Source organism: Rhodopirellula bahusiensis (genome assembly GCF_002727185.1).
GTDB classification, from domain to species: domain Bacteria; phylum Planctomycetota; class Planctomycetia; order Pirellulales; family Pirellulaceae; genus Rhodopirellula; species Rhodopirellula bahusiensis.
In genome coordinates this window covers 1-24,799 of the sequence record NZ_NIZW01000051.1, presented here as the reverse complement: position 1 = coordinate 24,799, position 24,799 = coordinate 1, and the positions used below count along the sequence as shown (strand labels likewise).

14 protein-coding genes and 1 tRNA gene are annotated in these 24,799 nt (G+C 57.3%); 10 read left to right on the top strand and 5 right to left on the bottom strand.

Going from position 1 to position 24,799, the window contains the following annotated elements:
• Positions 1 to 236 precede the first annotated feature (236 nt).
• Complete coding sequence (locus CEE69_RS31465; RefSeq protein ID WP_099264457.1) at positions 237 to 818, top strand: DUF6714 family protein; 582 nt, start codon at positions 237 to 239, stop codon at positions 816 to 818.
• A gap of 550 nt (positions 819 to 1,368) precedes the next feature.
• Here the strand turns inward: CEE69_RS31465 and CEE69_RS31455 are convergent.
• Positions 1,369 to 2,313, bottom strand: coding sequence for a calmodulin-binding protein (locus CEE69_RS31455; RefSeq protein ID WP_099264455.1), 945 nt, complete (start codon positions 2,311 to 2,313; stop codon positions 1,369 to 1,371).
• A gap of 695 nt (positions 2,314 to 3,008) precedes the next feature.
• Between CEE69_RS31455 and CEE69_RS31445 the strand changes: the two genes are divergently transcribed.
• Entirely contained in the window at positions 3,009 to 4,781 is a 1,773-nt protein-coding gene (locus CEE69_RS31445; RefSeq protein WP_099264454.1) for a S41 family peptidase, read from the top strand.
• Positions 4,782 to 5,266: 485 nt separating this feature from the next.
• Here CEE69_RS31445 and CEE69_RS31440 read toward each other — a convergent pair whose 3' ends face one another.
• Positions 5,267 to 6,340 carry a transaldolase family protein gene (locus CEE69_RS31440; RefSeq protein WP_099264453.1) on the bottom strand — a complete coding sequence of 358 codons (1,074 nt, stop codon included), beginning with the start codon at positions 6,338 to 6,340 and terminating at the stop codon, positions 5,267 to 5,269.
• A gap of 534 nt (positions 6,341 to 6,874) precedes the next feature.
• On the opposite strand from CEE69_RS31440, the gene CEE69_RS31435 reads away from it, so the two are divergent.
• From CEE69_RS31435 to CEE69_RS31410, 6 genes are all read left to right on the top strand, one after another.
• A complete protein-coding gene (locus tag CEE69_RS31435) occupies positions 6,875 to 10,798 on the top strand; it encodes an efflux RND transporter permease subunit (RefSeq protein WP_099264452.1) in 3,924 nt (1,307 codons plus the stop codon).
• 209 nt (positions 10,799 to 11,007) lie between these two features.
• A complete protein-coding gene (locus CEE69_RS31430) occupies positions 11,008 to 13,347 on the top strand; it encodes an efflux RND transporter permease subunit (RefSeq protein WP_099264451.1) in 2,340 nt (779 codons plus the stop codon).
• Positions 13,348 to 13,437: 90 nt separating this feature from the next.
• A complete protein-coding gene (locus CEE69_RS31425) occupies positions 13,438 to 15,360 on the top strand; it encodes a sulfatase family protein (protein ID WP_099264450.1) in 1,923 nt (640 codons plus the stop codon).
• Between the two features lie 25 nt (positions 15,361 to 15,385).
• On the top strand, positions 15,386 to 16,579 hold the full coding sequence (locus tag CEE69_RS31420) for an aminotransferase class I/II-fold pyridoxal phosphate-dependent enzyme (protein ID WP_099264449.1): 1,194 nt from the start codon (positions 15,386 to 15,388) through the stop codon (positions 16,577 to 16,579).
• A gap of 167 nt (positions 16,580 to 16,746) precedes the next feature.
• Positions 16,747 to 16,820, top strand: a tRNA-Ile gene (locus tag CEE69_RS31415).
• Positions 16,821 to 16,843: 23 nt separating this feature from the next.
• Positions 16,844 to 18,034 carry a pseudouridine synthase gene (locus tag CEE69_RS31410; RefSeq protein WP_099264448.1) on the top strand — a complete coding sequence of 397 codons (1,191 nt, stop codon included), beginning with the start codon at positions 16,844 to 16,846 and terminating at the stop codon, positions 18,032 to 18,034.
• A gap of 698 nt (positions 18,035 to 18,732) precedes the next feature.
• Here the strand turns inward: CEE69_RS31410 and CEE69_RS31400 are convergent.
• Positions 18,733 to 19,221, bottom strand: coding sequence for a tetratricopeptide repeat protein (locus CEE69_RS31400; protein ID WP_099264446.1), 489 nt, complete (start codon positions 19,219 to 19,221; stop codon positions 18,733 to 18,735).
• Between the two features lie 71 nt (positions 19,222 to 19,292).
• On the opposite strand from CEE69_RS31400, the gene CEE69_RS31390 reads away from it, so the two are divergent.
• Positions 19,293 to 22,397 carry a DUF11 domain-containing protein gene (locus CEE69_RS31390; RefSeq protein WP_143549398.1) on the top strand — a complete coding sequence of 1,035 codons (3,105 nt, stop codon included), beginning with the start codon at positions 19,293 to 19,295 and terminating at the stop codon, positions 22,395 to 22,397.
• 255 nt (positions 22,398 to 22,652) lie between these two features.
• Positions 22,653 to 23,645 carry a DUF1559 domain-containing protein gene (locus CEE69_RS31385; RefSeq protein ID WP_099264444.1) on the top strand — a complete coding sequence of 331 codons (993 nt, stop codon included), beginning with the start codon at positions 22,653 to 22,655 and terminating at the stop codon, positions 23,643 to 23,645.
• A 280-nt stretch (positions 23,646 to 23,925) separates the two neighbouring features.
• Here the strand turns inward: CEE69_RS31385 and CEE69_RS31380 are convergent, their stop codons facing one another.
• Positions 23,926 to 24,225 carry a tyrosine-type recombinase/integrase gene (locus tag CEE69_RS31380; RefSeq protein ID WP_390180016.1) on the bottom strand — a complete coding sequence of 100 codons (300 nt, stop codon included), beginning with the start codon at positions 24,223 to 24,225 and terminating at the stop codon, positions 23,926 to 23,928.
• Between the two features lie 104 nt (positions 24,226 to 24,329).
• Positions 24,330 to 24,608: a tyrosine-type recombinase/integrase gene (locus CEE69_RS31375; RefSeq protein WP_099264443.1), complete on the bottom strand. Its 279-nt coding sequence runs from the start codon at positions 24,606 to 24,608 to the stop codon at positions 24,330 to 24,332.
• Positions 24,609 to 24,799 lie beyond the last annotated feature (191 nt).

Sequence of the window (24,799 nt, the reverse complement as noted above, 5' to 3'; positions counted from 1 at the left end):
TCCCTGCTAGCCTGATTTGAACCTGCCAGTCGGGATTCTGACCACTTCCAAAATCTAACGCCATGCCAATCGCAAACCGCGAGGTGCGCTCCTTACGGGGGTGGCTTTGCAGATGTCTCGATGGCGATTTCGGCGTTTGCTATCCTCGCGTTTCAGACTGTTGTTGAGCTTGAATCGCTGGTCGCCTCAGACGAATGACACTGAACGCAATATCGTCGCAGCGAGGGTAGCTATCGATGCCAAATGACCGTTGCTTTCGCATCAACGAGTTTGATGTCGACGAATTGCGTTCGCAGGAACGTGGAGAGCATTTGATCGATGGATTTTCGAACTGGGTTCGGAAATATGCAGCACGTGTTGACGAAGTGGTCATGCAAATCGAAGAAGCGTTCGCTAACACGACGCTTGGAAACGGAATTGGACTTTTCGAGGCGAAGGGATTGGACGATTACGCCAGTCATGAAGAACGGAAGCAAATCCGCGAGACCGATGAAAAGATCGACTGGCGACGCATCCCTTCCGACCATCTGGCTCGTTGTCATAGCTCCCCTTCGTTCTTCGATGCGGAGGGCTTCGTCTTCCACCTTCCCGCGTTCTTGATCGCCGAGCTAAACGACAAGCACCCCTACGGCTTCATCGACCGTCTCTATCGCACCCAAGAACATCCGCAAGGTTGGAGGCAATGCCTGACCGCCGACCAGCGTCGGGCGCTGATCGCGATGTTGGAGCTGATTCGCGAGCATCCAAATTACATGCACGAAACCGCCGAGATCGATTCCTGTCTGGAAGACTTGAATGATGCACAGTCGTTACAATAGACGGCCTGAGTCGCAATTCGACCGAATTGGCGTATTCTCCAAGAGAAGCCGTTCGCTATCGCTGAAACGCCATACCATCGCCACAATGCTCAGCCTGCTTTGAACCCGTACCAACCGGCGAGCTCGCCAAACTCCCTTCGACGATCCGAAGATGTCAATTCACTGTTCGCAATCGTCGCTGCAGTTCAGATTGGGATTGCCATCGCCTACTGCTTCTATTCAGTCGATAGTGACGTTCCACCGGCTGAGATGATACGAAGACTGAATCCCGCTTGGCACGCCCTTGCGGCGACATGTACGTTCGGGACGTTCATGGTCCTGTTGGCAGCAATCGCTAAGTGCAAGGGCAAGTTCACCAGCCGGTTCATTCCATTCGCACTCGATATGCTCATCACAGCCTATGTTGTCTACTTCTCCAGCGTATTTGGATTGTTTTGAACAATGCATGGCTGCTGGGGGAGTTTGGAATGACGCAAGCTGCCGCAATCGTCACGATGGTTCGCTGAGTAGACCTGAAGTTTGAAACGAGATTGCGATCATCAACCGGAGATCATTCCTGGGGCTTCCAGATGGAATAGTTTTCAGATTCCCGAAGGAACTTTTCAGCTTCGATTGTCACACTCTTCGACTTTTCACTTGAAGAACCCGTCTCGGGAAAGACGGTGACTCGAGTCCCGTACATTTGCAGCATCGGCCGTAGCGATTCGAGGCAGGCGATAAAGTGGCATTTCTGGGGTTGGTAGTGTCCACTTTTCGCAGTGATCAGCTTCAGCTTGCCCTTCTCGACTTTCCACTCGCCGGCTCCTTTCACCGGCCGTCCCTGAAGGAAACTGGAGTGATGAAATTGACCGACGACATGGCTTCCGGTATAGAAAACCCCTCGAGGACTCAGGACAAAGATCGCCCAACCCAATCCGGAAAAGTGCGTCCTCATGGCGGCGGTATCGAACGCACTTCCGTTCTGCCAAAGCAATTCATTGCTTCGATCAACTCTGTATCGAACCCGAGCTTTCGAATCCAGATAGGCGACACGATTCAAGAGTTGCTTTACCTCCGAAGGATAGATGTTCCCATCGTCTCTTGAGGCTCCACCTTGGATATGGAGCATACCGGCACGTCGAATTTGCGCGATGACTCCGAATTCGCCCAGCGAACTCAACCACTCAAAGAAAGGTTGCGGCGGTTGAACGCTCCTGTAAGCAACCAAACAGCGAAGAAGCAAATCGCTGGTCCGATGCTGACCGTCGAGCTTTTCCAGTCCGTATCCTTTCTGGGCTAAAGCTCGCAGCGAACCGACACTTTCGGTTTCAGACTGCATCTGTCGCTTCAGCTGCTCGTAGTATCTGTTCCAGAGTATCTTCTTGTGCTCAGATGAACTCTCTTGAACCAGACTCTCCATGTGGTTGTCGAAATCGCAATCCTCTTTCAACTCCAAGTACTCGCCGTCGTACGGATTATCGCACTGGCGATCTTCGATTGCTGCGGGAGTTGTCATTGCTTGAACCATTGAGAAGCAAGGTGAAATTGACGCGAGGTTGCTCGCAAAACCGGAACAATCGTGTCATCTTCTGTTTCGACCATCTAGTTGATCGATCATGAACCGGATCAATTGAATGTTTGGATCCGTGTACCTGCGATTGACTTGAGTTCCCACACCCAAGTCGTGCTCGATCTGCCGGCCCGTTGGAGTGCAGGCCTGCTCTTCTTGCCCGTGTGATCACTCAGGAATCGACTCGTCCCAGGCGTTGCTTGCCCGCATGCTGGACACCGCGTATTCTTGTTGCGATGCCAAGAGACAACGGGCGACAAGGAATGCCGCACATGTTTCACGAGCCTTGCTTGTGAAACAATGAGATCGCACACCTGTGATCACATTGAATGAAGTTGTTTCTTTCTGCGCACCGGAGGCGCACCACGCGATGAAAGTCGTGCCTGATTGGCACGATCCATCCGAGCGACAAACTTGCCTTGACCGGCAATCCTTTCGTCGCCGCGACAACCGACGGCTTGTTCAACGGGTCGTACGGTTTGGAGCAAACAGGGTGATATTTCATCGACTCGGTTTTTTGACCGGGCACGTTTTGTGACCTAAGTTTGCTCAGCCCCACGGTTCGGAGTGTCTTCCGAGGGGCTTGGACTCACCCCAGTCCAGCATTCCCCCTCCAACGACGCTCACGATGGAATCGGCGCATGGACCTGTTAACGACGATCAATCGATGTCTTGCTTTTGACAAGAAAGCGGACCAATCAAACGATGGCAAAGCGGTTGCCAAGCCCGCTCGTCGGCGACGTGTCGCTGGACGCCTGCGAACGTTTGCATTGGTGGTCGGTACGATCGCCGTCAGCGGATCGTCGATGCCAGCCTTCGCACAAGGCTTCGTGCCTTCTCGTGGCCCGGCCGTTTCGGCTCCCACAAACGACGCCGAACGGAAGCTCGAAGAACAAGAACGAGCGCGTGCTTTGGCCGATGGCATCGAACTCGAAGAAGCGGGACAGTGGAGTGACGCAATCGATCACTATGAATCGGCGACTCGCCGGTTCCCTCAAGATCGCATCCTTTACCAGCGTTTGCTGATCAGCCGATTGCGTTTTGACGTCAACCGTCGCTACCAAGACCAAACGTATCTGCGTTCGCTCCGTGACATGACCACGTCGCAGTCACTGGATTTGTACAGCGAGATCTTGGCGAATTTGCAAACACACTATGTTGACACCATCGAGTGGTCACGCGTGTTGCTGCATGGGACCGCGGCGTTGGAAACGGCGCTGGACGATGAAACGTTCGTGCAAACCATGCTGCCCAACGCGACTCCGGATCAAATCGAAAAGTTCCGCATGGAGATTCACCATCGGATCAGCCAACGGTCCACGCAAAGTCGATTTGACTTGCGAGCCACCGTTTCGCAAGTCGCATCGATGGCTCAACAAGAACTTGGCCTGAGCGGGACCGCGACGGTTTTGGAATTCGTGTCCGGTGCCGTGTCGACTTTGGACACATACACACGTTTGCTTTCGCCTGGCCAACTGGACGACATGTTCAGCACCATCGATGGCAATTTCGTGGGTCTGGGCGTTGAGCTGAAACCCGGCGAAGACTGCTTGAAGATTCTGTCCGTTATCCCCGGTGGCCCCGCCGATGAAGCCGGCATTGTCGCTGGTGACCGTATCATGGGTGTCGACACGACCTCCGCGGCCGACCGTGACCCGGACTACGTGGCTGATTTGCTGCGTGGCCCCGAGGGATCTTTGGTCTCACTGGAAATCGCCTCGATCGATCAGGAACCGCGTTCGATTCGCGTGGCTCGCCGCCGAGTCGACGTGCCGTGTGTCGAGAACGTTCACTTGGTCGATGCGGACGCGAAAATTGGCTACTTCCGTCTGACAAACTTCCAGAAATCGACGCCAGCCGAAGTGGAAAAGGCTTTGTGGGCTCTCAGCCGTCAGGGAATGCGTTCGCTGATCATTGACTTGCGAGACAACCCCGGCGGATTGTTGCCCGCATCGGTGGAAGTCGCTGACCGGTTCATCGACACGGGGCGAATCTTGACGACCCGCGGCCGCAACGCTCGCGAGAACTTTGATTACTCGGCTCACCGTGCCAACACTTGGAACGTGCCGTTGGCGGTTTTGATTGACCGGAACAGTGCGAGTGCCAGCGAAATTTTCTCCGGTGCGATTCACGATTCGAATCGGGGCACGATCGTCGGTGAAAAGAGCTACGGCAAGGGCAGCGTGCAAGGCATCTTCCGGATGCAGGCCGCCCAGTTCGGACTTTGTCTGACGACCGCAAAGTTCTACTCGCCGAGCGGCCGAGCGATCAGTCGCAACGGTGTCGAACCTCACCTGTCCGTGCCACCGACCTACATTGCGGCTCGCCCGGATGAGAACGGACGATTGGTCACGGAATTGGAAGACGACGTGCTGCAGCGTGCGATCGAACACCTGGGTCAACCGGCACACTGATCGGCTTGTGATTGTTAGCCGCCGTGCGTTAGCACCGGTTGTTTGACGCAACCGGGCCTAACGGCTATCGGCTGATTGGTGCGGTTTGGAATTGTGAACTGGTCTGCGGGTGTCAGCTTGTAGATCGATCGTGGCGATTGAAAAAGTTAAATTGACAATTGTAAATTCTAAATTGGCTTGATTGCTGGGTGGCGCCGGGGCTTTTGAATCCGCTCGGTGACGAGTGGTTTGTCAATGAAACAACTTCGTGTGACACCGGACGGCTCGCGCCGTTCCGCTACCAATTTCAGATGCAGCGAGTGATCCCTCCGGTACCAATCTTAGCGGCAGGGCGCGAGCCCTCCGGTTCGTGGGGAGTCCAGATTCGTTGGTTCGCGAATCGCCAATCGATTCTCAGACGGTTCGGGACACATAGCAAATCAGCCGCGGCATTTGCCGCGGCTGATTGCATTTCAAACTGTTGTCTGAGACCTATTGCTCAGCAACTAGGCTTGCTTGGTCAGTTCTTCGCGTTTCGCTGAGATGATCGCCAGCAACTCACGTTGTGGCTTGACGAATTTGTCGACGCCTTCGTCCATCAAGAACTTGTGCATTCCCTTGATGTCCAAAGCCGCGTCGACTTCGTCTTGAACCGCTTGCGATGGCATGTCGCCGACTTCGCTGGTGAATGTCTTGCCGCTGGCGTCGACCGCTTCATTGGTCGCGGGCGGGTTGGTTTGAATGTCGCTGCCCGCCAATGCGGCGACGTACTTCCATGGTGGATCGTCTTTGCTCTTCGTTCCCGTGCTGGCGAAGATCAACTCTTGTTCGAGCTTCAGGTTCTTGTCGGCCCAGAACTCTTGGTTCTCTTTCCAAATTCGTTTCGCGTTGAGGATGCCAACATGACCTTGGGCGTCGGCCGAAAGGTTAGGCAATTCCTTCTGCGTGTAGACGTCGATTCGCGAAATGAAAATGCTGTAGACCGATTTGAATTGATCGAGTGAACGCACACCGGACTCGGCTGCACGCTGGGCACCCTTCCAAATCGCTTCCCGAGCCGCGTGGTACTGATCCGCGGTGAACATCAACGTCACATTCAATGTGATTCCGGCGGCGGCCAATTCTTCCAACGCAAGCAAGCCAGCTTCCGTCGCGGGAACTTTGATCATTCGGTTGGTGTGACCGGCGGCCCATTGCTTGCCCAACTCGATGTAGCGGCTGGCGATGTCCGAAGCGGAAAGGTTTTGCTCAGGATCTTCCAAGATCGGATCGAGTTCGAAGCTGACCCAGCCCGCATTGCCCGCGGTTGATTCGTGGATCGACGCGAATTTTGTTTCGGCGTCGGAAACCAATTCGTTCGTGAGAGCCCATGCGATGGCTTCGTCGTCGTGCCCTTCGCTCAACAACGCGTCGATTCGATCGTCAAAACCGCCGGCCTTCACGATGCCCGAGATGATGGCGGGGTTGCTGGTGGCGCCGACCGCCCCCCACTTGAGGTTCTGGTCAATTTCGGAGGGCTCGACCGAATCCAAGTACAGCTTCGTGCCGGAGTCGATCAGGGATTGGAGAGATGCAGACATCAGTTCACTTCGTGGGTTTCGAATAGAAAAGTGTGATTCGCGGGGATGCGAACGAAACGGCTTTCACCGGCATCGAAGCAGCAAAACACGAACCGAAAGCTCGCTGGTATGGCGGGTCGCGGCGTCCACGGTCCCCATCCGGATCCACCTTCGCGGTTCGGGGTGGTGGAAAACACACTTCTCACGCTCTGGTTCGATCTGCTCTGCCGATTAGGCTGTTTCAACAATTAGACTGCATTCGGTTCGTTTTGTGGGGGTGGGGCAAACCGTCGCTGAGCGATTTCGAATCGAAGTCGGCGGTGGACGCTTGTCTTGGCTCAGAAACTTCCCAGTTTTTCTAACCCTCTCAATTGTCGCACAACCATCGAAACGTTTGCGCGGGACAATCGCATTGACGTGGACCTTCCGCGATTCCCTCGATAGCTTACTGCTGTGTTTGTCATTGGCGACTGATTCGACTTTCAAAGCCGTTCAAACTTGTCCAATCGAAGTCGTCCCGACCGGCCCCGCTCTTCTCACCTTCTGGAATCCTAGATGACCTCAGATTCAACCAAGCCGTCGTTCCTGGAGCGGCCTGGCCCGTGGGGATTGACCGTGGCTTTGTTGGTCCTCATGGGATTCTTCTTTTTCTTGCCGTCCGCGTTCCGCGCCGCTCGCATGGGGCTGAAGAACAAAGAGAACGACGTCAAAGACTGGTTGCCCAGTGACTTTCCCGAAACCGCTGAACTGGATTGGTTTGCCGATCACTTTGCCGGCGAGAGCTTTGTTCTGTTGACCTGGGAAGGTTGCAACGTCGGCGATCAACGACTTCGATTGTTTGAAGACAAACTGCTGCACGAATCCGCGAATTATCGCGAACAGCTCGCTGCGGAAGAAGCCTGGGGCGAGAACGCGTTGTCACTCGCGGAGGTCCAGTCGCGTGTGCGAGCGCGAGACCTGGGCGTTGAATTGGAACTCTTGCCGCCTGGCCAAGACCTGACCGGCTGGGGTGGCGAAGACGAGAAGTGGTTGGCCTCGGCCGATGGCACTTGGTACTACATCAAACCCGACGGCAAACTGTTCCGCTGGGAAGAGTCGATGAACGGCCCGGCGGCCTTGTTACGGAAGGCTCAAAAATCCTGGGGCAACTACGAATTGAAAGGTCAATTCGTGACGGCCTTTGGCGATCCTTCGACCACCGAACGCATCAACCCGTTCTACAACGACCCAATGTTGTTGTGCGCGCCGTTGTTCCAAACGGTTCAAACCGGGGCAACCATCGCGGAAGAATTGGCCGCAGAAGGTGGTCCGCTTTGGCCGATTGACCTGACGGATGTGACCAAGAAGCCGATCGTTGCCAAACGGCTTGCGATGGAACGCTTGACCGGAACACTGTTCGCCCCCGCGGTCCCGCACGAGTTTGACTGGACCGCCAAATCGTTCATCAATGAATTGCCCGAAGAGAATCGCTCGGCTTTACCACAAGATGCACCCGAGCGGGTCGAGCAAGCACTGGAAACCTTCGTCGCCGAGCGTTTGGACGGCGACAGCGAAAAGCTTCCCACGTCACTGACACAAACACAAACGGACGCCTGGTACGCGGTCTACGATGCGCTGGGTGTCGAACCGCCTCCGCGTTTGACTTGTTTGCTGGTCACGCTGACGGATTTGGCCAAGGACAATCTCGCGTTCGCGGTCGGACGTGGAACGTTGGGCACTCCGCAAGGTCGATTGTTGCAGTTGGCTCAGCAATCCGGCATTCAACCGCCGTTGCCCCCCAGCAGTGCGCCGCCGCCATTCAACCGTGAACCGCCCGAGTCCATCGGCGGAATGCCACCGCTGCGAATGGGTGGACCTCCGATCGACAACATCGCGATCGACGAAGAAGGAACGATCACGCTGGTTCGTCTCGTCGGCTACTGCATTTTGGTCGGCGTGCTGCTGTCGTATTTTTGCTTCCGCAGCATCAAAGTCACAATCATGTTGTTCGTCGTCGGCGGTTCCGCCGCGATGCTCAGCATGTCGATGGTGGGTTGGACCGGCGGCCGAGTGGACGCGATTTTGATGTCGATGCCGTCGCTGGTCTATGTGCTTGGATTGTCGGGATCGATCCACGTCATCAATTACTACCGCGACGAAGTCCGTTTTCGCGGACGGCGTGGTGCGGCCACGCGAGCCCTGAAGCACGCGGCGTTGCCATGCACGTTGGCGGCGTTGACCACGGCAATCGGTTTGGCCTCGCTGTTCACCAGCAATCTGAAACCGATCAGCAACTTCGGCTTGTATTCCGCAATTGGCGTGATTTCGACGCTGGGTGTCTTGTTCAGCTACTTGCCCGCCGCGCTCGAAACCTTCTCGCCCCAATTCGGCCAAGACAAATCCGAAGAGCGCAAACGAATCGCAGCGGCAAAGCGTAAATCCGATTCGACCGCCGACACATCCACCGCCGAGACGTCTGGCAAGGGTGCAGTCACTGGCGAACTGGAACTAGCCGCTTGGTGGGCCGGAGTCGGACGCTGGATCACTGGCCATCACGCGGTCGTCAGCATCGCTTGCATCACCGGGCTAGCAATCGCATCGCTGGGTCTGTTCAAGATCACCACCTCGGTGCAGCTGCTCAAGTTGTTTGATCCCCAGGCTCGTATCCTTCGCGATTACGCTTGGTTGGAAGATCACTTTGGCAACTTGGTGCCGATGGAAATCGTCGTCCGAATGCCGCCCGAGATTCAACGTCTCGATCGTATGGCGACCGCTTCGACCGAAGAGGAAGGCGACGACCAAGACCGTTTGTCCGACCCGATTTCACTCAGTTTGCTGGAACGCATCGAGGCGGTCGCACGTATTCGCAAAGTCGTCACGCGTTCGCTCGGCGAAGAAGGCATCGCAAAAGTCGGCCAGGCTTCCAGCATGGACACGTTCATTGCTCCCCTGCCCGACGTCAGCAACGGTTGGAGCAACACGCGGTCACAATTCAACAGCCGCCTGAATGAATCCCGAGACGAATTGCTGACCAGCGATTACGTCAAGATTGAGAAGAACGGGCCTCTGAAAGACAGCGAGTTGTGGCGACTAAGCTTGCGAGTCAGCGCTCTGTCGGACGTCGACTACGGGTTGTTCATCAACGAACTGAAAGACGCCATCGATCCGGTCGTGCAGGCCTACCGCGTGCGAGCCAAGTTGCTTCGTGAATTGCAGCAGCCCGACGGGACACAACTCCCCAAGGCAAAGGTTCTGGTTCTCGGTGCACAAAACATCGTCGAGTTGGATTCCGCGAACTTGGTCACCACCGATGAAGAATCGGGCGAACGTGTCGTCGACCAACGTGCGATCTTCCTGGCGACTTTGCGAGAACTGCTGAGCAATGAACGTATCCGTCAAAGCTGGATCGATCCCGATGCGGCCGACGCGATCGCGAAGCCGTCGGATGAGAACTGGGATCGACGCATCGCAGCGGCCGACGTCGTCATCGATTTGGCTGGACTGAGCTTCCAAGCTTCCACGTCGAAAAAGGTTGCCGCGAAGGAACCAGTTCAATCGGTCGCCCCGGGTGCGGAAAGATTGATTTCGGTCACCGAAGTCCTTTCGCGGCCGATCCAAAAGCACATCCTTTCGCTGGACAAAGTCGCTGAGGGGCAACCCGATCGATTGCCAGTGTTCGAGCTCGACGAACCCGCCACGCCTCAGGTGATTTACACCGGCGTTGTCCCGGTCGTTTACAAAGCCCAGCGGACTCTGTTGGGCAGTTTGGTCGAGTCGATCTTGCTTGCGTTTGTGTTGATCGGCTTCGTCATGATCGTGTTGCTCAACCCAGGATCCTTTCCCGGTAAATGGTTGGCGCCCGCGAATTTGCGTGCCGGCTTTGCCGCCGGAGCGGTTTCGATGATTCCCAACGTGTTCCCCGTTCTGCTGGTGTTCGGGATCATGGGTCACCTGCGAACCGCCGTCGACATCGGAACGATGATGACCGCCAGCGTCGCAATGGGCGTCGCGGTCGACGACACGATTCACTTCCTGACATGGTTCCGCCAATTCCTCGAGGAAGGCAAGTCGCGTAAAGAAGCCGTTATCGAAACGTATCGCCGCGTGGGGCCTGCGATGACCCAAACCACCATCGTCGGTGGATTGGGATTGTTCATCTTTGCCATGTCCACGTTCACTCCGACGCAGCGTTTTGGAACGTTGATGTTGGTGATGTTGGTGGCCGCTTTGATCGGTGACTTGATTCTGTTGCCCGCGTTGCTTGCCGGACCGCTTGGAAAGGTCTTCAAACCACGGCATGACCACTTGGGAAAGCCCGCGTTCGATCCGGGACAATCGGTGACCGCTGACTCCCCCGTCCAAACTGAATCGGTCCACACTGAATCGGTCCAAACAGAGCCTCGACCGGAGGGGATCGTTGTGACCGAGGACACACCTGTGCTGAAGGTTCACAAGCCGCCGACTCGGACGGAATCGAACCAGCCTTCTCGCAAGGGTTGAGCGATCGTCGACGAACTCGATGTCGTTGATTCGAAGCCAATTTGAATCATTGACCATGTGAAAGTTTGACGAACAAGCGGGCTGGAATGAGGCCCCGTGTGGCTTCTGTTCGGTGACACGAACCGGGCGGCCGATTACGAGTCGTCAGCGAAGGTCAGATTCGGTAGGCTCGGCGTTCAATCCGCTCCGAACCGTTCGACCACTTCCACATGCCTCCTAAATCTCTGGGTGACCAAGCGACAACCTATCGCGTGCGATTTTGCATCGGCCTGTTGGCGGTTTGCATTCTCGGACCGCTGGCGGCTCGCGATTCGGCGCGAGCGTTGTCGACGATGTACAACGCTCCGGCGTTGTGGTTGCCCGAGGACATGCCGGTCCGCAAGCAATACGACGACTTCTCGAAACTGTTTCAGGGCCAAGATGTCCTGATGATTGGCTGGGACGACGCGAAGATCGGATCCGAGGGAGTCGACCAGGCCGCGGAGGCGTTGTTACCACTGACTTTAGCCACCCCGGAACGACCGGCTTACTTGGAAGGCATCAGCTCCGGCCAGCGTGTCTTCGATGTGTTGACCAGCCCACCGACCAGCTTCTCCGAACGAGCGACTCGGGCTCGGTTGAAAGGATCGTTGATCGGCGAAGACGGCGAACAAACGATTGTATTGGCGACGTTCTCCGAAGCGGGAAACCTCAATCGCCAAGAGGTCTTGGCCGATGCTCGCCAATTGGTTTCGAACAAGATTGGGGTGCCGGAAGATCAGATCTACACCGCGGGTCCGCCCACCGACGGCGCGTTGGTGGATGCGGAAGCACAAGGTTCCATCGACCGGTTCACGCTGCCGTCCGTCATCGTCGGTGCACTGATCTGCGTGTTCTGCCTGCGTTCGATTGTCCTGACAGCGATCATCATCATCGTCGCGGTGATCGGCCAGGGCATGTCGCTGGCAATGGTGCTGTACTCCGGCATCGAGATGAACGCGATTCTGATCGTCTTGCCGCCATTGGTCTTCGTGCTGACGGCCAGCGCCGGGATTCACCTGTGCAACTACTACCGCGACGCGATGTGCAGCGATCCGGACATCGATCCGACCGCTGCGACTCGGCAAGCCATGCAGGCTGGAATTTTGCCGTGCTGGTTGGCCGCCACGACGACCATCATCGGCCTCGGATCGCTCGGTTTGGTTCGCCTGGTTCCCGTCAGTGCGTTCGGGTTCATCGCAGCGGGATCGGTTTTTGGAACGCTGTTGTTGCTGCTGTTGTTGCTACCCGGTGCGATGCAGTGGCATGGGAAACGACACCGCATCAAACATCGTGCGGCGCTAGCAAAGTCAAACGAGGATGACCGAGATCCGCTTCCGGTTGAAAAGTGGCGGTCCAACATCGGTCACGCCTGGGAAGCCTTCGCTGCTCAGTTCATGAAGTTCCCGGTCATTGTCGTCACGCTGTTCACGATCGTCACCGCCGTCGCCGCTTCGGGTTTGCCCCAGCTGACGACGTCCGTCAACATCCCGCGAATGTTCCCAGAGAACAGCCGCATCCGGACCGACTACGCTTGGTTTGAAGAACACATCGGCCCGACGATCAACGCCGAAGTCGTCGTGCAGTTCGCTCCCGGTGCCATGCCCGACCCGATCGATCGGTTTCGATTGGTTCGCGATGTTGACGACCATCTCCGGTCCTCTGAATTGGTTGGCGGTGTGTTCTCCGCACGCTCGTTTTTGCCGAGTCCGCCGTCGAAGAAAAGCCGATCGATTCGATCGACGGTTTTGGAAGCCAACATTCGCAAGCAGTTGGAGGATCCCGAGTCACCGCTGCAGGACGCCGGCTACATCGCGACCGACAAGAAGGGTAACCAGCTTTGGCGAATCAGTTTTCGTTTCCCATTCGATGAAGAGATTGACTACCGCACTGAGTTTCAACGCGTGCAGGCGGAAGTGATTCCAATCTTGGAGGAAGCCGGCGAAGGGATCTCACCACAGTTCACCGGTGGTGTCCCCATGACGACCGAATCTCAAGACGTTTTGCTACAGGATTTGTTTCGCAGTTTCCTAGCCGCCTTTGGCATCGTCGCCATCATCATGATGTTGTTGCTGAGAAGCTTCACCGGCGGGCTCGTTGCGATGTTCCCCAACCTGTTTCCGACGATCACTTTGTTTGGAACGATGGGTTTGCTGGAGACTCCTTTGGACATCGGATCGGTGATGACAGCTAGCGTCGCATTGGGCATCGCCGTTGACGGAACGATCCACTTTCTGACCAAGTTCCAAAGTCAGTCTCGCAAGGGGAAAGCACGCACTGAAGCGTCGCTCGCGGCACTTCACAAATGCGGCCCCGCGATGTGGCAAACGACGGCCGTCTGCGCGATTTCGCCACTGGTCTATGGGTTGTCCGATTTCCAACCCACCCAGCGATTCGCGTTCATGATGTTTGGATTGCTGTTGGCCGCTTTGGTGGGAGACGTCCTACTGCTTCCCGCTTTGTTGGCATCGCCGCTGGGACGACTCTTGACGCCCAAAACGTCCAAACAAAAACTGGAATCGGGCAAGTAGCGAACGACGCGCATCGATTCGCGTTCGGCTAAGATGTGAGGCCACGGGTTGTTCCCCCACAATCTCCCGCCTCACCCAAAGATCTTCACCATGGTTAAATTTTGGTTTGCTGCCGCATGGATCGGCTGCTGCTTCCTTTCTCCCGCATTCACGGGCGACGCCCACGCCGCGGATTCGGACACTCTGCCTCCGCCAAACATTCTGTGGTTGACCAGCGAGGACAACGGGCCGCAACTGGGATGTTACGGCGACGAATACGCTGACACGCCCAACCTGGACAAGCTCGCAACGCGTTCGTTGCGATACCAGAAATGTTGGTCCAACGCGCCCGTGTGTGCTCCCGCACGGACCACGTTGATCTCTGGCATGTACGCGACCAGCCTGGGTGGTGAACACATGCGAAGCGGCGTGGAGGTCCCGGAGGACTTTCAGTTCTATCCGAACGTGCTCCGGAACGCCGGTTACTTCTGCACCAACAATTCGAAGACCGATTACAACTTCGCCGACTCAGCCGCGTTCGACAGCTGGCACGAATGCGACGGCAAGGCTCACTTCCGCCATCGTGAACGAGAAGACCAACCATTCTTCTCGGTCTTCAATTTTACGATCAGCCACGAAAGCAAGATTCGCAACAAGCACACGTTGGTCCATGATCCCGACAAAGCTCCAGTGCCGGCGTATCAACCCAACGTTCACACCGTTCGCCGCGATTGGGCGCAGTACTATGATCGCCTGACCGAGATGGATGCGTTGTGCGGAAAGGTGCTCCAGCAACTCGACGAAGATGGCCTGACCGATTCAACGATCGTGTTCTACTACGGCGACCACGGCAGCGGCATGCCTCGTAGCAAACGTTGGCCCTACAACTCCGGTTTGCACGTTCCTTTCCTGTTGCACGTTCCTGAGAAGTACAAGCACCTCGCGCCTGCCGATTACAACTCCGGTGGCGTCAGCGATCGAATGGTCAGCTTTGTTGACATGGGACCGACCGCGATCAGCCTGGCGGGCGCGGATCTTCCATCGACAATGCAGGGCGTACCTTTCGCCGGACAGCTCAACGGAAAATCGAAAGACTATTTGTTCGGGTACCGCGGACGCATGGACGAACGAGTCGACATGGTTCGAAGCTGCACGGACGGGCGTTACGTGTACATCCGCCACTTCCACCCCGAGCGAATGTATTTCGCCTACATCGATTACATGTTCCAAACTCCAACGACTCAGATTTGGAAAAAGATGTTCGATGCCGGCGAACTGAACGAGGTTCAATCCAAAGTTTGGCAAGTCAAACCACTCGAAGAGCTGTTCGATTTGCAAGCGGATCCGGATGAGGTCAACAACTTGGTTTCTGACCCAGCCCACGCCGACCAACTCAACTCGATGCGATCTGAACTGCGGAACTGGATGAAGTCGACGACCGATCTGGGTGTGGTTCCAGAAGCTGAAATGCATCGCCTTGCCGGCAAAACGCCGCCTCGCCAGTGGGCTCATTCCAGCGGTCTGGATTGGGAACACTTGGTCGACATGGCTTGGGACACCACCACCGCTTGGAACGGATTGGACGAATCAAAGTTGCAAGAGTTGCGAAAGCTTTGCAAAAGCGAATCCAGCATCGACCGCTATTGGGGCACGCGTGGGCTGACGCTCGCGATCTTGTCACCCGATCAAACGCTTGACGCGAAATCGCACGCCGCCGCGTTGGAATTGTTGGATCCGATCGCTGCCAAGGATGAATCACCGATCGTTCGCGCAGCCGCCTGCGAAGGATTGCTGGTCGCGGGCAACGACACTCAGCGTGAACAAGCGAAAGAGACGCTGTTGCACTTCGCCAACGTCAACAACGAGGGTCACTTCGTCGCGATGACAGCGTTGAACCTGATCGACAACCACCGGCGAGAACTCGACTGGGACGTGAAATCGGTTCTACGAAAAGTCCCGACAAAAGGTGACAATCCTCCAATCCGAGCCGATAAGTACGTCGCAAGTCTGCTCAAATATCTGTTAGCGAACTAGCGTATTCTCAGCAGGGATTGGACCGATGTCACTTCAGCCGCTTCACGATCGTTTGGAATCCATTGCCCAGGAAGGACGCACGCGAAAGCTGCATAGCCGGCGGGTCGAAGGGGTTCACGTTGTTGAAGCGGACGGGCGGCGGCTGATGAACTTCGGCGGCAACGACTACCTCGGTGTCGTCGCCGACGAAACCCGTGGTTGTGATCTGCAGTCCGCACACGAAACGCATGGTGCAACCGCCAGTGCGTTGGTTTGTGGTTGGACGCCTCGTCATGAGGCACTCGCACGTTGCATCGCTGAATTGGAAATGGCCGAAGCCGCAGTTGTGTTCCCGTCGGGTTACGCCGCCTGCTCGGGCGCAATCGCGACATTGGCCGGCGAAGGTGACTTGATCCTCAGCGATGAACTCAATCACGCATCGTTGATCGATGGCTGTCGGCTGTCAAAAGCCGAACGTGTGATCTACCCCCACCGTGACCTCGACTTCGTCGAACATGTCTTGAGCGATCGCGCCGGCAAAGGCGGATTGATTTGGATTGTCACCGATGGTGTCTTCAGCATGGACGGTGACATTGCACCGCTTCCACAATTGGTCGAACTGGCCGAGCGATTTGGTGCTCATTTGATCGTGGACGAAGCACACGGAACCGGAGTGCTTGGACGGCGTGGCGGTGGACTCTGCGACGCCATGGGCGTGTCGGATCGAGTCACGGTCCGAATCGGAACGCTCAGCAAAGCGGTCGGTCACCAAGGAGGGTTCGTGGCCGGGCCTCAAGTCGTGATCGACACGCTCGTCAACTCCTGTCGTTCGTTGATCTACAGCACCGCATTGGCACCGATCGTCGCCGAGGGTGCTCATCGAGTGATCCAGCGGCTTTCGCTGTGGCAAGATCGCCGCGATCGACTCGCCCATCTTTCGCGGCTGTTCCGCCGCCGGATGAACTTGGAAGCGGGCGGTCTAGAGGCTGGAATCCCGATTGTGCCGTTGATCATCGGCGACGAGGCGGAGACGGTTCACGCCAGCGAAGCGATGCGGGACAACGGCTTCTTCATTCCCGCGATTCGACCACCCACGGTCGCGCCGGGGCAATCACGACTTCGAGTTTCGATCACGTCCGCCCACCGTGACCACGACATCGAATTGCTGGCCGACGTCCTGCATCGAGTCTGCCCGCGATTGGGATCGGCCGAGATGGCATCCGCGACACCGCAAAGCTGAGCCGGAACGCGGGAGCAATCAGTTCAGACCCGAGGAGTGATCCGTTCAGCCCAGTCGAGCGATTTTCGCGACCAGCGCGGGCGGACTTCGTCGTTCGACTCGCAACTTCATCACTGTCACAAACCCGGGTGGGCAGCTATCATTTGCCCCTGCGAATCTCGCATTTCGGGGCTGTAGCTCAGTTGGTTAGAGCTGGGAACTCATAATTCCTAGGTCGCGGGTTCAAGTCCTGCCAGCCCTACCTTATTCTTTGCTCGTCCTTTCATGCCACGCCAACCCTCGTCCTCCAAATCCCAACACGCCAAGTCTTCGTCGAAAGACAAGTCGGCGTCCTCGGCAAAACGAATCAATCAATTGCTCGCCTCCGCTGGCTTTGGCAGCCGCCGACAGTGCGAAGATCTGATTCGCGAAGGGCGGGTGGATGTTGACGGCGAGACGATCACGGAACTGAGCACCACCGTCGACCCGGACGTCCAAAAGGTTCGCGTCGACGGCAACTTTCTGCGACCGCAGAAACTGGTTTACTACGTCGTCAACAAACCCGTTGGCATCGTGACCACCAACCGTGACCCACGCGGCCGTCCTCGCGTGATCGACTTGGTCCCGCCGACCGAGCGAGTTTTCCCGGTTGGACGCTTGGACATCTCCAGCGAAGGCCTGATTCTGCTGACCAACGACGGCGACCTGGCCCAAAAGCTGGCTCACCCGAAGTTCGGCATCCAAAAGGTTTACCGAGTCGTCGTCGCTGGCGAAGTTCGCGGTGAGACAATGAAGAAGATGCGAGAAGGCATCTACATCGCCGAAGGCTTGGTTCAAGTCGACGGAGCCAAGATCATCAAGGCTCGACCCAAAGCCACCGAGATGGAAATCCGGCTGAAAGAGGGCAAGAACCGCGAGATCCGCCGTATCCTAGCTCGCTTTGGTCACAAGGTTCAACAGCTCCGTCGCGTCGCGATTGGACCGTTGAAGCTGGGCGATGTTCCTCGTGGTGCCTATCGCAAACTGACGCGAGACGAAGTCGACAAGATGCGACGCAGCATCGACGCCGCCGAAAAAGCAGCCAAGTCAGCCCCACCATCGCGTCCCTCATCCAAACAATCGATCAAACGTCGGCCCGGTGGCGCCAGTCGCAATGTTGCGGCCAAGGGAACCGGCGGACGCCCCGCGGCCAAAGGCAGCCGAAAGGCAGTCAAGAAGAGTCGTGCACCTCAAACCAGGACGAATTCGACCGGTCCCAAGACCTCCAAACCTGTCAAGAAGCGAACTCTCAAAAGTGGCGGATCCACCGGAACGGTCATTGGCGCGGACGCCCCCAAGGAATCACGCAGCAAGTCCGAGCGAGGTACCAACCCGGACATCATCCGCAAACGAACCGCCGGGAAGAAACCAGCCACCAAACCCGGTGGCGTGAAGAAAGGGCGAGGCAAAGCGTCTCGTCGCGGCGGCCGCTCGTAACAGCCTGTTGATTGAATGAGCCGCACCGCATTAGCGGCGGTTAACCAGACGCCAACCGGGGCGAACGCTGGGCTGCGGAATGTTTGGTGTAGTGGTGGCTATCCGTTCGCGCAAGTTTTCATCGGATATGTCCTGGCTCCCCTCGCCCCGCTTCGAGGTCGTGCAGTTTTAACTGCTGTATTGCCGGGCATTTGTCATCACCCTCCCTCTGGGGAGGTCGTGCAGTTTTTAACTGCTGTGTTGCCAAGCGTTTATCATCACCCTCCCCCTGGGAGGGTCGAGCGAAGCGAGGGGAGGGTCGAGCATTGGATCCAGCGCGTAACCCTCCCCGGCCCGAAGCGGGCCGACCCTCCCAAAGGGAGGGTGAAATAAAACTGCACGACCTCCTTCGGGGAGAGAGGAGACTTCTTGTTTTGCAGGTGCTATCGAGGAAGTGAAGTTGCATCCGCTATCAGCCCGCTAGGCGAAGTCGACCGAACCAAAGTCCATCGCCCCCAGCAAAACGCCCGTACGGTGGTCTTCCAAGACCGTCGATCCGCTCACGCCACGCCCGTACGATGGACTTCCAAGTCCGTCGATGCGCTCACACCATGTCCGTACGATGGACTTCCAAGTCCGTCGAAATCGACAACTCCTGCCGGACGAGGAAGTCCAGCATACGGCAACAGAAATCCAGTCCAAGGCAAGGCCAGCGACGACTACAAATCGTCTTCTTCGCCCAACATCCCGATCGATGAGAGCAGCTCGCTCATCTCAGCCGCGGCGTGCGAATCGTTTTGCGTGCGAGCTTGTTCGATCCCATCTCGCAAGATCGCACGTGCCTCGTCGACTCGGCCAAGATCGACCAACTGCTGCGCGGCCATGAAGAACGCGGGCACGTAAGGCGGTTCATCGGTGAACAACTCTCGCAGTTTCACCAAACTCGTTTCATGATCGCCCTCGGATCGATATTCCATCGCCAAGGAATACCTCAGAAACGTGTCCGTCGGATCGTCCGCCAACATGGTTTCGATTTTTTCGCGTCGAGACATGAAACTCCATCGCTCGGTAATTTGGGAAGGTTGGCTAGTTGGGTGGGTCAGCACATCGGACGCGGCCGGTGCTGATTTGGGGGCAGCAAACAGCCCGACGTCATAAATGACACAGACCAAATTTTCACCCAAACCGTCATCGTCGTGCAAATTCATTCAGCACGGAATACCCGAACAGCCGATACCACGATCGAATCACCCTTTCGTGTCACGAGACGAGTACAAAAATGTCGCGCGGTCTTTGTCAACTCATCACGCATTTGGCGTCGCCACGCCGTCGTTTGCCGGTCTTCATGGCCGCAGCGATGTTCGCGACGTCCTTCACGGTCGGCCCGACCCCTTGGACCTCCTTCGAGGCACAACGCGTTGCGGCTCAAGAACCAACGGACAACCCGGAAATCCAACAGGTTGTCGGGAAACAGCTCAGCGGCCGCGGCAAATCGACCGGCATCTTGAGCGGTTTGAACTCTCGATCACGTTCCACCTCGCGATCATCCAGCAATGGCTTGCTGGGCAGCTTGTTCGGCGGAAGCTCGTCGTCGAGCAGCTCCAAAGATGACGGACGCAAAGCCACCGCGGTTCCCAGCGAACGCGACGTGGATTGGAGCGGCATCCCGACTCACCGCAGCCAAAGCACCAGCGGAAACACCGCCCAACGTTCGACCAGCGGATCGGCACCTTTGCGTGACCCCAACGCCGGTTCACGCGTCGTGCAACGCTCGACCCCGCGACCAACATCGCAAGTGCCACAACCGCCCAAGATGGAAGCATCGATCGCGCGCCGGCCGACCTCGCAACCGATTCGCGTTGAGAGCAAATCCAACCCGGTCCCGGTCGTTCGAAGCACGCCAATCGCAATCTCGCCCGTCAAATCGGAACCCGTCGAGATCGTCCCAAAGGTTTCGCGTCGGATCCTGAAAGTCGAAACCGAGCCGACCATCGAAGAATTGTCCTCAACCGAATCTTCACGTCGACGCAAGCCAACCGTAGTCGCCAAGACCGAACCCAAGGTCGAAGCGAAACCCGCGCCCGCATTGAAGCCAGTGCCGAAGAAGACACCATCGGCCGACATTGCCAAAGCGGATCCAAAGCCAGCGGCAAAACCGGAACCCAAACCAACGGCTCCCGTTCAAACCGAGGTTCCCAAGGTTGCTGCGAAACCAGCACCCGCGCCGAAAGCAGTCGTCGCTACAACGCCAGCTCCGGTAGCCAAACCAGCTCCCGTTGCAACTCCTGCACCGGCCAAGCCAGCACCGCAAATCGCCAAGAGCGAACCAGTCGCGACTCCAGCTCCCGCACCGCACCGGATCAGCCAACTGGTTCCGCCAAAGAGCGTTGCCATGGCACCGGTTCAAGCCCCTGCCCCGATCAAAACACCTGCTCCACTTTCCAGCCCAGCGAAAACAGCTTCGACACCGATCACACTCGGCGAAGCACGCCAGGCTCCTGCAACGACACCAACCAACAAACCTGCTGACTCGTTTGTCGCTGCCACACCTCGTGGACCAGCCCCAACCACTTCTGCACCAGCGGGCGACGCGTCGAACGAAACTCCCACCAAGATGCAAACGTTTGGTGGCGGCCGTGCTGACTCGCGTCCATCGGGATCGCTTTCAGCCAACGATACGAATGGAATCGCGTTGCAACCGATCAGCGATCGCTTGCCAGTCGGTGCCAATGAACAACCTGCCGAATCGACTTTGGGTCAACCACAATCGGCTTGGCACAACTCCAACGGTGTCTCTCACGACCAGTTCCAAGCTCGGGATCCTTTCCAAGCTCGTGCGTCAGTGCCTGCTCGCTCCGTCGCTGGCCCATCCGCCAGCAACAGCGGTGCGGACTATCCCAACACGATGCGTGGAACCACTTCGGCTCCCGCGACGCAACCGGCTACCGAGGTGCAATCGACTTCGACTGCCAGCGAACTGCCCGGCATCCGTGTCACCACGGCTGGCCCCAAGAAGGTCATGATTCGCCAAACGCACCCCTACGAAATTCGCGTCGAGAATCGCGGCAACGTGGATGCAGAAGGCTTGGTCGTCCGAGCACACATCCCTGACTGGGCCGATGTCGTCGGTCAACAAGCCACCCGTGGCGACGTTGCCGGTACAACCGAAAACGGCATTCGTCAATTGAACTGGCGAATCGAAACACTTGCGGCCGGCCAATCCGAACGCATGCTCGTTCGTTTGAAAGCTGCTCGCAGCGGTACCCACGACGTCAACGTTGACTGGACCATCGCTCCTCAAAAGGAACGCATGCAAATCCAAGTTCAAGAACCCGAACTGGCTTTGACGATCGACGGCCCCGATGAGGTCATCTACGGCCAATCAAAGACCTACACGATTCGCGTCTTGAACCCAGGCGACGGCATTGCACCCAACGTTGTGTTCACACTGTCACCTGAATCCAGCACGCCACAAAGCCAACGCATCGGCGATATCCCATCGGGCAAAGAAGCTCAATTCGAAGTCGAACTGACCGCTCAAGACTTGGGCGATCTGAAGATCCACGGCTTGGCCGCTGGTGACTTGGAACTGAAAGCCGAAGCAGACAAAAACGTGCGTGTCTTGGCTGCCGATCTGGAAGCCGTTTTGACGGGTCCCGAACTCAAGTATCAAAACACGGACGGGATGTATCAACTGGAACTGACCAACCACGGCACCACCGCCAGCGACGATGTGGTCGCAACGTTGACGTTGCCAATGGGCGTCACCTACATCGGTGGCATGGAAGGTGCATCGTTGATCGACAATCAGTTGCGTTGGAAAATTGCTTCGCTGACTCCTGGTGCACGTCGCAACTACCAATTCCAGTGCCGTCTCGATTCGACCGGCCAACATGAATTCACGTTCAACTGCAAAGGCAGTGCGGCGGGTCAAACCGGCGTTGCTCTGACCACCAACGTGGAAGCCATCGCTGACTTGGTCCTTTCGATCGAAGACCCTTCGGCACCCGCACCGGTTGGCCAAGACGTGACCTATCAGATCGTGATTCGCAACCGCGGAAGCAAACCAGCGACCGACGTTCGTGCGATCGCTCAGTTCAGCCACGGAATCGAACCCCAATCGTTGTCAGGCAACGATGGCAAAGTCATCACCGGCCAGGTGTTGATCAACCCGATCGCTCGCATCGATGCTGGCGAAGAAGTTCGCATGCAAATCGTTGCCAAGGCAGCCGAGGGCGGGCACCATCGCTTCCGCACCGAAGTTCGCAGCGGTGACACGATCCTGGTTGCTGAAGAGGCGACTCACTACATGAACGCCCGCAACGATCGGATCAGCCGACGCAGCGGACCGGGCGGCAACGAGTTCTCTTTGCCACTGCGTTAATCCCTGACGTGATGCTCTTCCGCGTCTTGCCATCCGACCTCGCTTGGGTGATTGCGAGATCGAGTGAACGAGACGCGAGAAGCAACGAGACAGGCAGAAACGTCTGATAATCAATCAAAAAGCGACGTGTTGGATTACCAACACGTCGTTTTTTTTTTGAGATTCATCCTTTCCCCGAATGGGGGTTTCAGCGAAAATGGGGGCATGCCCTGCCCTGCCCCGCTTCTCCCCCACCGCCCGAATCGTGACTCCACGATGCCGCGTTCTTTTCGCCGGTCATCGATGCGTGGTGGCGATGCAGTGCCCCGAGCGTTCACGCTGGTGGAGCTCTTGGTCGTCATTGCAATCATCGCGATTTTGATCGGGCTGCTATTACCAGCGGTCCAGGCCGCTCGAGAAGCCGCACGCAAGGTTCAGTGCACCAACAACCTAAAGAACATTGGGCTGGCGCTTCACAACTACGAGTCGGTGTACCGCACATTGCCATGGGGCGCAAAAGGCGGCTGGGGTCCCAGTTGGACAACCGACATTCTCGCGTTCCTGGAACAGCGTCAACTCGCCGACATCGTCCCCTACGGTGAACCTGGTGGAGCCACGGGCGGACGCCCCGAAAGTGTCCGGTTCAGGCAACTCGCAACCGCTCCGGTCATGGTGTTCCGGTGCCCGTCGCAAATCGGTCCGATCGCACTGAGCGATCCATCCGACAAAATCGTCGGCCGCGTGCGGAACACCTACCTGGGTAACGGCGGCAGCGATGTGAACTGGAACGAACACTCGCTGTTCGACTTCGTCGGCTTTGATCGTGGCAACGGAGTGTTCCTCGCCACCGACTTTTGCCACATCACGTCTGGAGGAGACGTCTGCGACAATCGCCCGGATCGCAAACCAATCAATTTCGCGGCGATCCTGGACGGGCTCAGCAACACAGCCATGGTCGGCGAAACCAAATACATCGAGCACGAGGAGTGTGGAGTCTGCGATCACTTTATGCTCTATCACGAAGATTTCGACGACGGAAACGGCGGCGATTTCTCGGAGGCACTGTGCTCGCTGCGCCAGGGTTTTAACTTAAGAGATGTATCCAAAGACGACCTGCAGATGTCATTGGGAAGCTACCACCCCGGCGGCACTCATTTGTTGATGTGCGATGGATCCGTTCGATTCACCACTGACTCACTCAGCGAAAAAGTTCGGCAAGCAATCGGCAGCCGCGACAACAAAGAAGTCTTCGACGCCGGCGATTTCTAATCCCGTACGCGGGTGCCAACGGGTATGTCAGCCGCTCGGCGTTGGCCCGGGCTGCTGAATATTTGGGGTTGGGGTGGCTATTCTTTTGCACATGTTTTCACCTGAAATGTCCTGACTCCCCTCGGCCCGGATGGAGGTCGCGCAGTTCTATTTCACCCTCCCTCTAGGACGCTCGAAGAACAAATGGTGGCTGGCGTCTGCGTTTCGCCCCGGACGGAGCCGTCGCAGGAACTGGGAGCGTCCCTCACCGCAGCCAACCACCTGTAGCCGACTGAGGCCCTCAGTCGGCTCGAGCGCAACCCACAGTCGCCGCCTCGTCCTGCACCAACCGATCCAAAGGACTGACCACCTTCGCCTCGTTCGGATTCCGCACGTGCGTGTAGATCTCCGTCGTCTTCACGTCACTGTGCCCCAGCAGCTGCTGGATCTGACGAATGTCGGTTCCCTGCCACAGCAAATGCGTCGCAAAACAATGGCGAAACGTGTGGCTTGTCACATGCTTCAAAATCCCCGCCCGCTCCACCGCGCGTTGCAAATGAGTCGGAAAGGTGCTTGCCACCGCATCACCGCATGGTGCCACCCACCCTCCGGTGCTCTCAGTCGGCCGTCCCTCACGGCAGCCAACAGAGCCCTTCAGTCGCCCCGCTCCAACCCCGCCCAACCACCTGTAGCCGACTGAGGCCCTCAGTCGGCCCGAGCGCAACCCACAGTCGCCGCCTCGTCCTGCACCAACCGATCCAAAGGACTGACCACCTTCGCCTCGTTCGGATTCCGCACGTGCGTGTAGATCTCCGTCGTCTTCACGTCACTGTGCCCCAGCAGCTGCTGGATCTGACGAATGTCGGTTCCCTGCCACAACAGATGCGTCGCAAAACAATGGCGAAACGTGTGGCTCGTCACATGCTTCAAAATCCCCGCCCGCTCCACCGCGCGTCGCAAATGAGTTGGGAAGGTGCTTGCCACCGCATGGTGCCACCCACCCTCCGGTGCTCTCAGTCGGCCGTCCCTCACGGCAGCCAACAGAGCCCCTCAGTCGCCCCGCTCTAACTCCGCCCAACCACCTGATAGGGGTAGGGAAGTCCGGTTGAGCCGGACTCCCCTCCCTCAGAACCGTACGTGCGGTTCTCCCGCATACGGCTCGCCAGTCAGTGGGT

Excerpts from the sequence above, each read along its gene's own strand:
- CEE69_RS31435 (WP_099264452.1), top strand. The coding sequence starts at position 6,875 with ATGACCTCAGATTCAACCAAGCCGTCGTTCCTGGAGCGGCCTGGCCCG.
- CEE69_RS31390 (WP_143549398.1), top strand. The coding sequence starts at position 19,293 with ATGTCGCGCGGTCTTTGTCAACTCATCACGCATTTGGCGTCGCCACGC.
- CEE69_RS31445 (WP_099264454.1), top strand. The coding sequence starts at position 3,009 with ATGGACCTGTTAACGACGATCAATCGATGTCTTGCTTTTGACAAGAAA.
- CEE69_RS31455 (WP_099264455.1), bottom strand. The coding sequence starts at position 2,313 with ATGACAACTCCCGCAGCAATCGAAGATCGCCAGTGCGATAATCCGTAC.
- CEE69_RS31400 (WP_099264446.1), bottom strand. The coding sequence starts at position 19,221 with ATGAATTTGCACGACGATGACGGTTTGGGTGAAAATTTGGTCTGTGTC.
- CEE69_RS31440 (WP_099264453.1), bottom strand. The coding sequence starts at position 6,340 with ATGTCTGCATCTCTCCAATCCCTGATCGACTCCGGCACGAAGCTGTAC.
- CEE69_RS31425 (WP_099264450.1), top strand. The coding sequence starts at position 13,438 with ATGGTTAAATTTTGGTTTGCTGCCGCATGGATCGGCTGCTGCTTCCTT.
- CEE69_RS31465 (WP_099264457.1), top strand. The coding sequence starts at position 237 with ATGCCAAATGACCGTTGCTTTCGCATCAACGAGTTTGATGTCGACGAA.
- CEE69_RS31430 (WP_099264451.1), top strand. The coding sequence starts at position 11,008 with ATGCCTCCTAAATCTCTGGGTGACCAAGCGACAACCTATCGCGTGCGA.
- CEE69_RS31385 (WP_099264444.1), top strand. The coding sequence starts at position 22,653 with ATGCCGCGTTCTTTTCGCCGGTCATCGATGCGTGGTGGCGATGCAGTG.
- CEE69_RS31410 (WP_099264448.1), top strand. The coding sequence starts at position 16,844 with ATGCCACGCCAACCCTCGTCCTCCAAATCCCAACACGCCAAGTCTTCG.
- CEE69_RS31420 (WP_099264449.1), top strand. The coding sequence starts at position 15,386 with ATGTCACTTCAGCCGCTTCACGATCGTTTGGAATCCATTGCCCAGGAA.